The following is a 14,917-nucleotide window of genomic DNA, read 5'->3' as shown; positions in this document are numbered from 1 at the left end:
TGGATGGGTGAAAGGTCAGGCAAATTCATTACAGCTGCAAGCCGGTAATAAACGATACAGAAAAGCCCCATCAGTGATATTGTCGCTGAGTGTGCTTGCTTTGCTGATTGTTGACCATACTGCCAGCTACGCAACCGAGGTTTTGGTTGAGCCGGTACAGGCTTGCGTGATCCCGCGCGATATGACTATGAGTAACGCAATGAGCGTTGAGTTTGCACGTTGCCTTGGTTGGGAGTCAGGAAGTGTGTCCAGCATGTGTGGCGGGGGGTACAGGCCGATTACGGTTGAGCCTTTGGTATCGCCTGATGAAATCAGGGTGCAGGCTGATAAAGTCTCTTTTTATAATCAGGGCCGCTCAACTTTATCCGGCAATGTTCAGGTCCAACAGACCAATCGGGTGGTGAATGCCCAGACTGCTTATGTGTACCGTGATGCCAAAACCAATCAGGTAACCCATATTGAATTATTAGGCGCCGTTACTTATCTGGAACCTGAGCGATTAATGGTTGCGCGCAAAGTGACCATTAATACGCAGGATAAATCGGGTAAAGCGGAAGATGTTTTGTATCGTTTTGATTCCCGACGCCAGAGCGCCATATTGCCGGCATGGGGCAGGGCTGGGCTTATCGAGCGATTTGCCAACAAAGATTATCTGCTGGAAAAAGCAACTTATAGTACCTGCTCTCCCCAGGATTATGCCTGGCATATTGCGGCGGAAAAAATAACTTTAAATGATGCCGATAAAACCGGTGTGGCGCGTGATGCCAAACTGGTAATCGGCAAAGTTCCTGTTTTTTACACTCCTTATCTCAGTTTTCCTACCTCCAAAGAGCGGAAATCCGGATTTTTATTGCCGACAAAAGGCTATTCCAATATTGGCGGATTTAATTTTTCCCTGCCTTATTACTGGAACATTGCGCCTGATTATGATGCAACCATTACCCCCAGTATTTATACGCTGCGCGGTGTAATGTTAGGCGGCCAGTTCCGTTATCTGACTGAAAATTCAGCCGGCCAGATTAATGGTCATTTTTTACCTGATGACCATGCATATAAGAAGTTTCTGCATCAGAACGAATGGCTCTATCCACAGTTACGGGACTCGTCAACTGATCGCTGGTCTGTTCAGTTTAACGATATCACTCAGATTAACCCTGATTTAAGATTGCGAATCAATTTGCATCAGGTATCGGATGATTATTATCAGGAAGATTTCAGCAGTAACCTGGCTATATTGACTGAGCGGCAATTGGAACGGGAAGGTGATTTAACCTATACTACCGATAATTGGGTATTTAAGGGGATGGTACAAAGCTACCAAACCTTGCAACCTATTGATCAGACGCCAGTCAACGATGTTTATCAGCGTTTGCCGCAGCTTATGGCCTATGGCAGTTATTCTGATTTGCCGCTGAATGCTAATTTTAACGTGCTGGGCCAGCTTGATAATTTTAAATGGCCTAACAGTATTCAGACTATGCCGGAAGGGCCGCGTTATTTCCTGAACCCGCAATTGTCGCTGCCCTATCTCAAACCATGGGGATTTTTCACGCCAGGCATGGAACTGGTGCAAAATTATTACGATATACACAATGATAATCTTATCGAGAACCATTACGATCGGACTATTCCGCGTTACAGTTTTGATAGTGGGCTGTATTTTGACCGCAGCACTACGTCCTGGTTCAATCAGCCCTTGACGCAAACCCTTGAACCCAGAGTATATTATTTATATGTCCCCTATCATGATCAGACCCAAATCCCGGTTTATGATTCGGCGTATATGATTTTTAATACTGATCAACTATTTCGCACTAACCGTTTTTCCGGATTTGATCGCATAGGCGATACTAACCAATTATCATACGCAGTAACCACGCGCTGGTTATCTGACAATACCGGTGCCGAACGCGCCAGTTTTACTGTTGGCCAGATCCGGTATTTTGATCAGCGGCGAGTGCAATTGTGCCAGAGCTATTTGGGGTATTGCTATGATAGCCCGCTTACTCTGGGCTATTTATCACCGCTTGCCAAGTCCTCGCCGATCGCATCACGAGCTGTCTATCACTTTAATTCCACTTGGGCGGTGACCGGTGATTATGTCTGGGATACGTATGCACATGATACCAATAACGCACACGTTGATTTTCATTATCAACCGGCCCCTGATGCTAACAAGATTCTGAGCTTTGGTTATACTTATCTGGTTAATGGCGATATAACTCAGGTTGCATATAGCAATATTCAGAATAATCCGCTACATCAGGCGACTTTTTCCTATGCTTGGCCATTTACTGAAAAATGGAGCAGCCTGGGAGCATTCAGCTATAACATCAGCAAGCGTTATGAAATGATTTCATTTTTTGGCCTTCAATATGACAATTGTTGCTGGGCAGCTCGGCTGGTTGGCGGCAGGACTTTCCAGAGCTTAAGCCCGCAGTTAAGGCCGCAGTACAATAATAATGTCTATCTGCAGGTATTGCTGAAAGGCTTGGGCACACTAGGCTATAGCAATCCATCAAGCGTCATCCGCACCTACATCCCAGGTTACCGCGATAATTTCCATAACTAGAGCGGTAGGGGCGTCATGGAAGAACCAGTAGGTTGGGTCGTTTGACCCAACATCCGATTTTCAATCATTGAAAGGACTTTGTCTGATACCCATGTTGGGTCAAACGACCCAACCTACATCAATTTTATGGAGGAGCCAGAATCAGGTCGCGGCACGTCTCGCTTCGCTGCACCAGTCACCCTCTCAGGTGCACTCTCTATCGCCGCCTTCGGCAACGTTTGTACTTTAGTCTGGAATTCAAGCAATTCAGTCAGGTTCGAAAAACGTCTGGTTATAACCGCACCTTTTTGTTTTTCCGCAGTTGTTCTTTTGGTAAGAAAATCAGCTCTTTCGTGTAATGAATCCAGCATACTTTGGGCCATATTCTGACGCTCCATGATTGCATTTTTAATGTCCGTCGCTTTGACCTGAAGCCGGTATGATATACGTTTATCGATTTGCTTGCGGACATCAGTCAGCCATCCCTGTTTGTAATTTTCAAAAGTGCCGCTCAGCTTTGTTAACTCGGTTGTAAGCCTGTTGAGTTCCTGGTTGCAATGTTCAAGTTGCTTTTCTGGCGGTAAATCACCATTAGCGGCGCTGACTAATTTCTTTTGCGCCTGAGTAGCCAATCCTTTTAATCTGGCGAATCCGCTTTGCTTTTGAACGGACACAGTTTCTTTTATTTCTTTTTCCAGTGCATGTATTAACTTCTGTTTATCCCGTATTTGTACTTCAAGGTTGTTTTTCAACTGAAGCATACTTGCAGCCTGCTCAGTAAATCCTGAAATATTAGCGAAGGGAACGTTATTGGCATCAAGCGTTTTAAGAGACATGTTCTCAAGGCGCGTATAGATAACCTTTAGTTCAGGAACCCTCCAGTCTTGCACCGGAGGGATATTCTCAAACGCAGGCGGCGCAATTATCAGTTGGTATAACGCATTATGTTCAGCGATTAATGCATCAATTTCGGAGTTGCCAGTTGTCGGCAAACTGGTTGTTGTCGAGGCCGAAAAATGAGTGGTCAGATAGTCCTTCCTGCTGGTTAATTCGTCCTGATAATGCCGTATATTTATCCGGCATTGCGCTAAATCTGCCAGCATCTCTGTAAGCATAGCCGATTTGTATCGGGTAAATCCGGGTAATAAATTATCCCGGTCCTGGCCTTCGATAATTAAATCAAAGTACTCCTGAAATCCTGTGTGACCATATCGCACCTGTAATCCATTGATAGTAACGCCCGCAATGTCCTTTAATTGCTGCTGTAATTCCTCTTCTTTCTTGCTCAGATAACGGCTTTGCTGCAACAGCGAACTGTGTTGACAATCAACTTTACTCTTTTGGGCATTGATTTCATTAATCAACTGCTGTAATGCCGGGCGCAGGTGTTTATTGGTGTTAAATCGATCTTTGTAAGCAGACAGGCAATGCGCCAGTTCAAAAAAGACAAACAGGCCATTATTTTTATTCATGACGGCTTGCAATTCGCTTGTCATTTGCTGCCATTGCTTATTCTGGTCATGTTTTTGATTCAATTTGTTAAGTATGGCCATAAAATTATCCAAATGAATCGCCAGGATTGCTTCTTCCTGATAATCTGTTTTGAATGTTGTTGGCAGAGCGCCAATATATTCAATATTGGCAAATGCCTGTATGGCTTTATTAATGACGCTGCGCGTGTTTCTGAAAAAAATCCAGAGATCTTTAAGTTTGTATTGCTGAACATGAAGTATTTTATACAGATTTTTTAATGCCTGATTTTTTTCGCCATCCGGCGCGCTTTTAATTTGTTCAATCGCTGCTAACAATTCTGCGGCTGCTGTTTTCACCGCGCTGCGTGCAAACCAGTATGCGAATCCCTGGTTTTCCTTTTTTGCCCATGCCAGATTTTTTTCCAGGTAGTTAATCAGACCAGCTGTGGCATCATTAATATAGTCTTGCCGGATATCATTAAAACGGCTGAAATCATAATCCGGATACTGTTTTTGAGTACGGTTACAAAGCGCGATAAACTCCATTGCTACCGGCTGCATTTTATATTTCATTGCCTGCTCAAGCTTTGGATCATGATTGTAGGTTCGGAGGTTACTGGCAAAGGTATCAAACAGAGTATTAACATCTTTATTACCGAGATTAAAAGTCAGTTTATTTTTTAACGGATGTTTTTTAGGAAGCTGCTGTAATACCTCATCAAAATCATTTTTTAACAAGCGGAATGCCGATAGCGCCGAAGCCTCAGCCAACTGCTGGCGTTTGGCTAATTCGAGGTTATTATTATCAAAATGCAAGATAGCGCCCTCAGGATCAAGCGCGTATTTCGCATGATTTCTGGCGCTTCTATTTTCAGCCTGTATTTCACGTTTTTGCTGGCGCATATTGGTATGGCGTATATCCAGCTCTTGCCGCGGATCAAAGTGCTGAATATATTGGAGTAGTTCCTGACTGCTTCTATATTCCGCCATAGGCAGGGTATTGTATTTTGTCTCCAGCTCAGTACTGAAGGAATGCCACAGGTCTATGGCCTGGTCTTCAAATTGTTTCAGGGCTTTATTGAGTTCCTGATATTCCAGTTCACCTGCATTGTTTCTTCTGACATACAGATTAGCCTGTTTTTTCTCAGGATCAGTGCTATCGAGGCATTGTTGCCATAAATCGGCTAAGCCCGTGAGCATTTCTTCGCGCTTGCTTAACAAAAATGTTATGGTACGTTCCTTTAAGACAGGATCCAGGTCGCGTAGCATCAGATACTGCCATATCTCAAATTGTTGAACAAATATTTGCTGAATAGCGGCTACTTCCTGGACAAAATGGCGTTCAACAGCTGCCTCTTCAGCCATTTGTTTTTGCAATGCTGTGATTGCTTGTTTCCGCTGCCTGGAATTCATGGCCTGCAATGAAGGCAGATCATATTTATGAAGAAAATCATTGCCGCTGAATATTGCCAGATACCTTCCTGCCATACCGTTTCGTGCACAGCGGCCAATAAACTGACGGGTATCTCGTTTCGGAGCCAGGTAAGTCTGGATTACAAACAATCCTGATTCTGATTGAGGTTTGATGTCAACACCACGTCCCGAAAGAGATGTTGTTACCGTCACATAATTTGGCAAGCCAGCATTTTCAATTCGCTTTCGCCTTTCTGCCTCAGTTTCTTCGCCGGTTATAATTTGTACAATTAATCCGCTTCCGGCCAGAGTCTGTGATAATACGCCATACATTTTATTGGCTGCTTTAATATCATTGTTAATCAGCAATGACGGAGGTGTTTGATGGGGCTTTTTCTGTGCCTCCTTAAGCAGGATTGTTTTCAATTCTTCAAGTTGTTGCTCGTCATTTGAACTGACTATGGTTTCCAGTTTTTGGCGATTACGTTTGTTATGTCTTGGGATGGCGATCGCTTTTAAGCCGAATTTGCTCTCCTGTTCAATTAATTCTTCCGTAGTGCCTGCAGTTCCTGTTATGCCGATAATCCGGCCATTCTCCCGATAATGAATAATCAGATCACGGCTGGATTCGCTGGCCACAAACAATAATTCTGGTTCAATAACAAAATGAGATTGCGGCTCATCTTTCTGTAGCCGGGCATGAAGAAATTGTTGAACGCCATTACTGAAGGTCGCGCCATATTGCGGGCTGTTCTGAATTAAAGGAACAGCTTCTGACTGTTTACTCTGTTCATCGTCGTTTTGTTTGGCAATAATATAATGGACGCCGTTCTGCAGACCCTTGGCGATACAGGCTGCATCCAGCCATTTGTCAAATTTCTGATTGCTGATTTGTTGCAATAATTCTTTTTGCGCGTAGTCATTGGTCTGCTCATAAAGATAAATTTTTAACTGATGCAGATCTTCACTGGCAGACCATGCATCGCGGTCTTCTTCTGGTAGCCGTTTAAAGGATGGCAGGTCAATAAATTGATTAATTAGCGGGTAAAGCCAAGTATACGGATTTTCCTGGTCTGCTCCTTTAGCTGCTATCGACAGATTAAATAACGTTTTACTATCAAGGGTTTCTTTATCAATTTCATCCAGAATTAAATCACTTGCCAGTTCGCGGCCATCTTCAATTTTATTAAGCGCTTCGCCTTCGAGTCTTGCCCGGGAACAATAGAGCGACAAATCGGCTATCGTTGAATAATTGATCCCGCCGATACAATAACTTCCGGCTGGTGAATTATCTGCAATAACAGCGGAGTTGATTTGCAGAGACTGGAAGAAATTAACCGCACCTTTCTGAAAATAATCCTGGTCAATTAATCCCCGGTTAGCTGTACAGACATTAACGGTAACTTTGCCCTGTTGCTCAAACCATTGCATGGCGGCCAATAAAGGCGTGATGATGCTTTTTCCTTCCCCGGTTTGAATTTCCATGGTCAAATTACCGGAATAAACTGTTGACAATAACACGGATAAAAGTTGAGTTGTGTGCGGCAGTATGCCGGTGCTACGGTAGAACAATTCACGCATTACCGCCAGCAATTGCAATCTGCGATGTAATTGTTCTTTTTCATCACTGCAGGGCTGACTAAGTTTGTGAGCCAGTTCTGACAATTCTTTTCGGGAAGCCTGAATTAAATTCGAGTATTCACGATCCTCAATGATCAGCGCAGTATCTTTCCCTAGCGCATTAATGTAAGCAAGTTGCCGGGTTAATTCAAATTGTTGCTCCGCAGTAAGATAGCTGCCGTCTGCTTTCTGTTTAATTTGCGTTACTGCATCAAGGATGCGATCGCTGGCAAATTGGCGGGATAAAATGTCTGCGCTTGTTTCATCGGCAGTGGACTGTCTTAAACCAAAAGGATCGGAATCAAAATGATTGATATAGTACTCGACCTCCTGTTTTCCCCCTGCTAATGTCTCAGTCAGCTTTTGGATAGGCGGGTAGGGCTGGCTGATAAAGAGATTAGCTATTTGTGGAATAATCTCAGTATGAGCAATCAGCTGTTGGTATAAGGCCTGGATCGCATTCAGATTTACCTGGTCAGAGTTGTAGACGCATTTATTGATTATGGTAATAATCTGTTCCAACTGTTCTGAAGAGTGTTGGCTTAAGGCGTCAATCAAATTCATAATGGTATTGATTTCATCGGGATTATATTGCTGGCAGCGCTCAAGAAGCAGGGTGATGAAACTAACCAGATACGTGGCGTCTGCTATTTTATCTGTGATCAACGAACTTATTTTCCCGGTTAGTTGCGGCAGGAGCGGGTAGGCGTCATTTTGGGCGTGATAAGCAACTTTAACAATACTGTTAAATAATTCGTCTGCCTGTTTACGCTCAAGGCCAGAAAGTTGCTTAAGTGAAATAACCTCATGTAAGGGGAACAGCGATTGTTGTTTTAAACTATAACGCACCATGAGTTGCAGTAACATGTGGTACGTTTCTTGTGAAATATAGCTCTTTTGATTTATTAACAGCTCGATATGGTCGAAGACATTTTTTAATTGTTCCGAGCTTATTTTCTGTCCCGCAATCGCCTGAAAAATAACGGTTACCTGCTCGGCTATCGGGTAGCCTGATTTAAATAATTTTGTCAGTAGAGCAGTGAAGTCAGGTATGAGTAGTAATTTGTATTTTTCATCATCAACAAGGTAATTGATGGTTTTTCGGAAATCAGCTTCACTCGTGTTCTTAAGTTCGATTAAGGCATTAGTAAAGCCTCTTAATGTAGTAAGGTTGCCATCAAACTGTTTAAGCGCCAGATCCATGCGCAACGAAGGAATGGTTGCAAAATGATTTGTTAACCAGGTGTTAAAAGCGGTATTGCCAGTTTGTAATGACTGGATGGCGGCTTTAATTTCATCGCCTAGAATTTCTTCAATACGGGGTCTATAAAAGTCAACCAAAAGACCGCTTTTGAATGTATTGCATGCCAGTTCTTTAATGTCAGTTGGGCCAGGAGCTGCTTGCACGAATTTTATCAACAGCGTACGAATTGACAAACCGGCTACCGTTTCATTCAATAAGTCCGGAAGCTTCTGTTCAATTTTGGTTGTTATCGCTAATAACTCATCGAGAGTGGCGGTCTCTTTTTTAATTGCATTAATATATTCCATCAGCAGCGCTAACACTTGTTCAGCATGGGGCTTAATATTTTTGATTATAAGTCTGCCGGCAAAGTTCTCAGAAAAATCTTTTATGCCGTTTTCTATATCTCGATGGAGTTTTTCAAGATTCTGAACAGGAGAACAGCTGTACAGTAGCCATAAAAGATCTTTATCTGCGGTTTTAAGGGCTTCATTACCTATAATTGTTGCCGGGATATGTTGTATTAAGCTGTTATTGATGTCCTGATTAATGCCCCAACTACTTCGGCGAGTTAAATCTATCGCTTTTACATCGTTAATAATGTTTTTTATGCTGTTCAGATCAGGTAATTCATTTGAGCGTAAAATATTTATCGCACCTAACCGGGCAAGCAAGGGCTGTTTAACACCTTGATCCAAATTTTTAATATCTGTTACTAACTCTATAATTTCCTGGTAGGTTCCTTCGGTGAATGAAATGTCCAGACAGGCAAGGAACCTCGTGAAAGCGTGCTTATCTGATTCATTCATGTCCGCGGCATTTAAGACCGGTGTAAGCGTAGAGAACAGTTCGGTATGGTGTTCCATATCAGCGGTTTTTATTTTTGAGTAACCTTCTTTGTCTTTTTCCGCTCGTTGTTTGAAACAAAGCAGGATTTCAGTAGCCTGTCCGGGGTACGCAGCAAACAACCGCAGTGTGCTCCAGAAGGCCGCGATTAACTGATTATCATTCTCTGTTGATTCTTCTATCTGTGTCAGTAAGTAAGTAATATGTTCGGGTGATAGTGCGAATTTTTCCTCACAATCTGTGAGTATCTCAAACGCCGCAGTGAAGGGTGCGCTGCCAAGGCGATTGGAGGCGGTAAGGTTAAGGCGCGCGATAATAGTTTGTATTTTGGCCTGTAACTGTTGAAATTGAGTAAGTGGATCGGTGCATTTTGTGACGGGATTATTACCTGTTAAAGTCACGGCTGCCAGATACAGGTATAATTTTTTTTCAGCAAGACTGATATTCAAATTATCGGCAATTGCCTGTTCTATTTTTTGATAAATATCAAACGAAAAGGCCGCTTTTTGTTGGCCCAAATAACGATAAAACACTCTTTTGCTCGTTTGATAATTCACCTTGCGGCCTAAAAGTCGGTGGTATAACCCGTCTCTCGTGGAAGCCATGTAATGTAAACCCTTGGCAGATTCATGATTAGCGCTGAGTTCCATCTGCTTGCTAACTAACCAATAATTGGCATGCTCGCTGGCAAAACAGGCTCCGTCAGCGCTAAAATCAAGGCCTTCAAGGCAATTCATTTGCTCCTGTTTGTCATGGGCGCGACGCAGAATTTTTTCGATACGATTTAACGTAATTTTAAGATGTTTACAATTCTGAGCCGGGCAAGAGAGGGTTAACTTAGTGCCCTGCTTGTCGTTTTGCTCAATAAAATGATTAAAGGCTGCAAATAATTCATTAAATTCCGTTCGAGCGCCGCTTCGCTGGTGTTGGCTCGTCAGCAACTCCCACCAGGCTCGGGTATTATTGTCGAACGCGGCCAGGTTATCGAGGTTTCTCAAGCTGTTTTCAGCAAGGAAAAGAGGATAATTTTGGCTGTCTTTCAGAAAAACTTCATTAAAATGAGTAAACAAGCTGTTATTTTTAAGTTTCACCATTTTTTTCAAAAATACCAATACACCCGTATCGCCCTGATGGAGCAGTATTTTGGCCAGGCCTTGATAATGGTAATCCTCCAGATTCAAGGCCTGCATCATACGGTTAATTTCCGATACCCTTGGGCTTTCAGCGCCTGCTATCTCATGTAAAAAAAACAGTAATGCTTCTTTATGTCTGGAGTGTGCAAGCTCTGAGATTGTTAAATGATGAAACCGGCGTTCGTACTCGGCAAAATTTGGAATATCCTGTGCTAAAGCCTCGTTATTACCAGTTAAAGCTGACTGGATATAAGCATCGGATGCATCGGGCTTTTGACATCGAATAGCAGCGGGTAAAAACTGGCGATAAGTTCCGGTTAGCGTATCAAGCGTTTTACTCTCCAGGGTAATCCGTAATGGATGATTGGCATATTGGTATTCTGGCGCATCACTATAACAAAGTACCTGTTTTTGATCGGAGGTTTGAACCAGATAAAAGCCGGAAGGTAAATTATCATACACCAGTCCATAGCTAAACTCAGGATAAAACTGAATAATTATCTCCATGGCCTGTTTCTGGACATGAGTAATCTTATAATTTAAGTTACTGATTCTATCTGCGCTTTTGCTGACCAGATTATCCCAAATCTCAAGTAAATCAGGCGTCTGCTCTGGGTAACGTTCTCTGGTATAGTTGCCGAGTTTTGCTTCAATGGTGTTCTTATCGATTAACTCACCGAGCCTTGCTGACGCAACATTGGTTTGCGCAGCCGTTATTTCCTCTTTGGTAGTATTAGCGATAATCCGTTTTTTCACTGCTTTGCTGGTATTTTGCTGTTGTTGTTGCTGCTGTTGTTGTTGTTGATGTTGTTTCTGCACTGAGAGGTTTAAATTATCGCCATTTAACATATTGATTTTGGTGCGCCGAACTCGGGTAATGGGCGCTGCCTGCACATTAACGGTTTCATTAATCAAATCGCTATGTCTTTGGCTGAATTGATGGCGTGTTGCCTGCAAGCAGGCATTATCAAGTTGCTCTTGCTGGGCTTCAGGCATTGGATTCGCAGTTGAAATATTAATCCGGAACGCTGTTTTGCGCTCATGGTCAGCAATATAATCCGCTAAGAGCTGCACCTGTTCAGTAGACAAAGTCAGGTTATCCAGCTCAAGCGTAAATCTGGTAATTGCGCGGACATTGGGTTTTGATTCGTGCAACGAAAAGAACTCAATGACCTCATTAATGGAGCTCCCCTCAAAGACGTTATGATTTTCCTGCACGATTTTAATCATTTGTATATTTTTAATAATCTATTTGATTCAAATATAGCAGTAAATTCTTAAGATAATCTGAATAAATAGCAGACGAAACACTATTTTCTATCGCGACACAATTTTGATATACTGCCGTTTTATGGTTGATAACTGAAAAAAATCACCTGAATTGCGATTTCTGCAAGAGTAAAAGAGGAAATATTGCATGTTAAAACGTAGTGTGTTGATAGGGTTGCTTCTTCCTGTCGTAGCTTTTTCCCAACCATTGGATCGGGTAGTGGCGGTAGTGAATGATGGAGTAATTACTGCAAGCGAGCTTAACGCGCAAGTTGATCTGCTCCGCCAACAGATTTCTGCCAAAAATATGCAGGTTCCTTCCGATAACATTCTGAAAAAACAGGTTCTACAACATCTAATTGATGTTGACCTTGAGTTGCAGTTAGCCAAGCAGAATGATTTGACTATCGATAATAATGAACTCAATGATACGATCGCTAAAATTGCGGATAGCAATCATCTGACCGTTGAGCAATTGCGCGAAGAAGTTGGCCGCCAGGGCCTGGCGTGGGATACATACCGGGAAAATATCCGAAAAGAAATTTTAATCAGCCGTATACAGCAGAAAGCAGTCGGGAAAGAAGTGGTTGTATCGCCTCAGCAAGTTGAAGACTATTTAAAAAAGGCCAAATTACCGGATCAGACTCAGCTAACCTATCACTTACAGAATATTGTTGTTCCCCTGCCCGAAGAACCAACAACAGAACAAGTTAAAAAAGCGCGTCAAAAAGCAGAACAATTATTGGCAAAAATCAAAAAGGGTGGTGATTTCAGCGAAATCGCAATTGCCGAATCAAGTGGCGAATTTGCTCTTGAGGGCGGTGATTTGGGTGAGCGCCATTTACCAGAATTACCTGATATTTTTGCAAAAGAAGTTGTGCATATGAGTGCCGGACAGGTGTCAGGCCCAATCAGGGCTGGAAATGGTTTTCAACTGATAAAACTGGTTGCCGTTGGCGGCAACAACGAAAAACACGAAGTGATAAAAACGCATGTTCGTCATATTTTATTGAAACAGGGAGCGAGCACTACTGCTGAAGAAACCACTAAACAAATAAATAACCTCTATCAACAGTTGAAATCAGGCAAAGATTTTGCGGTTATGGCAAAACAATATTCAGTCGATGTGACCAGTGCTCTTAAGGGCGGGGATCTGGGGTGGGTTAGTCCGGGTGAATTAGTGCCTGAATTTGAAAAGGCAATGGACAAGCTGCCATTGAATCAGATAAGCAAACCAGTAAAATCCGTTTTTGGATGGCATTTAATTCAGGTGCTGGAGCGAAAAAAAGTAGATGATTCTGAAGGTTTCAAACGCCAGCAGGTCAGACAATATTTGCAACAGCGCAAATTTACTGAAGCGGTACAAAACTGGCAACAGCATTTACGCTCTAATGCCTACATCAAAATTTTCGACAAGGATCTGGCGTGAAGCCAGTCCTTGTAACCAGCGGCGAACCAGCGGGGATTGGTCCTGATATTTGTTTACCGTTGGCAGAATCGGATTTACCAATTGTAGTTATCGGCAATAAACAGGTATTGCAAGAGCGTGCCGATAAACTGGGTTTGACCGTTGAGTTGGTTGATTATGATCCTGATCAGCCATACCATAAGAAAAAAAATGTTTTGCCAATACTCTCGTTACCTTGTGCGGTAGATGTTATTCCCGGCAAGCTTGAACCAAATAATGCCTCGCATGTTCTTGCCATGCTTGATTTGGCTGCCTCGCTCTGCCTGCAAAACCAATTTTCAGCATTGGTCACTGCACCAGTTAATAAAGCAGTCATTAACCAGGCTGGCTTCCCCTTCACTGGACACACAGAGTTTTTTGCTGACAAATGCGGTGTGGAGACTGTTGTTATGATGCTGGCCTGCAAAACCATGAGGGTTGCGCTGGTTACGACTCATCTGCCAATACAAAAAGTACCATCTGCGATCACTCAACAATTAATTATTGATGTTATCTTAAAACTCCATTATTCGTTACAACAGGATTTTGGTATTGCCCAACCTGTCATCCACGTAGCCGGCTTAAATCCCCATGCAGGAGAGGGCGGTTATCTCGGGCGCGAGGAAATTGATACAATTTCGCCAGCATTGGCTATTCTGCGCAGCCGGAATATAAACGTAACCGGACCTTACCCTGCGGACACGATGTTTGCTCAGAGTAAAAGAACTAATATTGATGCATTTGTGGCCATGTACCATGATCAGGGACTGCCCGTTCTTAAATATGCAGGTTTTGGTCAGGCCGTCAATATCACTTTAGGGTTGCCGATTATCCGCACATCAGTTGATCATGGTACTGCTCTGGAGTTGGCTGGTACAGGAAATGCAGAGCACAGCAGCTTGTTTTTTGCAGTGGAAACAGCCTTCTCTATGGCAGACCAGCGGAATAAGTATGACTAAAATCAGTTTGATAGCTGCGGTTGATGAAAATTATGGTCTTGGTAAAAACAACCAGTTATTGTGCCATTTGCCCGCTGACTTAAGTTACTTTAAGAAAAACACCTTGGGCAAGCCCGTTATAATGGGTAGAAAAACGTTCCAGTCCATAGGCAGGCCTTTGCCTGGCCGCCACAATATTATTTTGTCGCGCACAATGGTGCCTGCTACCGGAATCAGCATAGCGCATTCCTTGTCCGAAGCTATTGTGATCGCCGGTAATGTTGAAGAAGTGATGATTATTGGCGGGGCAGAAATATTCCAGCAAGCATTGTCGCTTGCCGAGCAAATATATTTAACGGTTATTCACCATAAATTCGAAGCAGACACTTTTTTCCCACCGTTTAATGAGACAGGATGGCAATGCATATATAAAGAAGAACATGCTCAGGACGAAAAAAACCACTACAATCTTACCTTCTACCGTTACCAACGCAAAAAATAATCAATTTTCCTTACACCTGATCTGATTATCACTAGCTATATAGCAACCCTGTCCGCACTTAAATTCATTATAACTATTAATAACGCAAATATAGCCCTTTGTATCCGAACAGATAACCTTCAATGGCGAACGAGCGCAACCATAACCACAGGCGACACGCCCCAAATTATCCGCCACACAAGATTGATCTGGTGTCCGCGCACAATTAACCCGGCCATGAACATTAATACAATTAAAACCGCATACCTGTTTATTACTCCCTGCCGAATAATAACAACCTGGCGTTGCTGCAAGACACAGGCTGCTAAATAATGAAAATAGAATAATTAGGAAGCGCATAATGGATAAAAATTGTGTTATTTACTATGAGTTTAGACAGATTTTATGTGGAAAGGCATAAAAACACAAAAAAATTAAAAAAATTGCAAAAAAGGTTTGACATTGCCGCTGGGATGAGTAGAATACGCCACATGCCTTCGGGGC

At 42.8% G+C, this 14,917-nt stretch carries 5 protein-coding genes; 4 read left to right on the top strand and 1 reads right to left on the bottom strand.

Annotation, left to right across the window (positions count from 1 at the left end; genetic code table 11):
- Positions 1 to 73 precede the first annotated feature (73 nt).
- Complete coding sequence (locus ACFORL_RS08420; protein ID WP_382343095.1) at positions 74 to 2,572, top strand: LPS-assembly protein LptD; 2,499 nt, start codon at positions 74 to 76, stop codon at positions 2,570 to 2,572.
- 113 nt (positions 2,573 to 2,685) lie between these two features.
- Here ACFORL_RS08420 and ACFORL_RS08415 read toward each other — a convergent pair whose 3' ends face one another.
- Positions 2,686 to 11,508, bottom strand: a complete 8,823-nt coding sequence (locus ACFORL_RS08415) for a hypothetical protein (RefSeq protein ID WP_382342997.1) — start codon at positions 11,506 to 11,508, stop codon at positions 2,686 to 2,688.
- A 187-nt stretch (positions 11,509 to 11,695) separates the two neighbouring features.
- On the opposite strand from ACFORL_RS08415, the gene ACFORL_RS08410 reads away from it, so the two are divergent.
- The 3 genes from ACFORL_RS08410 to ACFORL_RS08400 are packed head-to-tail and all read left to right on the top strand — an operon-like array spanning position 11,696 to position 14,434.
- On the top strand, positions 11,696 to 12,976 hold the full coding sequence (locus ACFORL_RS08410) for a peptidylprolyl isomerase (protein ID WP_382342995.1): 1,281 nt from the start codon (positions 11,696 to 11,698) through the stop codon (positions 12,974 to 12,976).
- Positions 12,973 to 13,953: a 4-hydroxythreonine-4-phosphate dehydrogenase PdxA gene (pdxA, locus tag ACFORL_RS08405; RefSeq protein ID WP_382342993.1), complete on the top strand. Its 981-nt coding sequence runs from the start codon at positions 12,973 to 12,975 to the stop codon at positions 13,951 to 13,953. The genes ACFORL_RS08410 and pdxA overlap by 4 nt, the downstream gene beginning before the upstream one ends.
- Positions 13,946 to 14,434 (top strand): dihydrofolate reductase, encoded by a 489-nt coding sequence (locus ACFORL_RS08400; protein ID WP_382342991.1) that lies wholly within the window; start codon positions 13,946 to 13,948, stop codon positions 14,432 to 14,434. The genes pdxA and ACFORL_RS08400 overlap by 8 nt, the downstream gene beginning before the upstream one ends.
- Positions 14,435 to 14,917 lie beyond the last annotated feature (483 nt).

The organism is Legionella dresdenensis (assembly GCF_042649825.1).
Taxonomy (GTDB): domain Bacteria; phylum Pseudomonadota; class Gammaproteobacteria; order Legionellales; family Legionellaceae; genus Legionella_C; species Legionella_C dresdenensis.
Note: the sequence above shows the minus strand (reverse complement) of the source record. Positions and strands in the feature narration are given on the sequence as shown.

Bases quoted from the DNA above. Each gene is read 5' to 3' on its own strand.
- ACFORL_RS08415 (WP_382342997.1), bottom strand. From the start codon at position 11,508: ATGATTAAAATCGTGCAGGAAAATCATAACGTCTTTGAGGGGAGCTCC.
- ACFORL_RS08410 (WP_382342995.1), top strand. From the start codon at position 11,696: ATGTTAAAACGTAGTGTGTTGATAGGGTTGCTTCTTCCTGTCGTAGCT.
- ACFORL_RS08400 (WP_382342991.1), top strand. From the start codon at position 13,946: ATGACTAAAATCAGTTTGATAGCTGCGGTTGATGAAAATTATGGTCTT.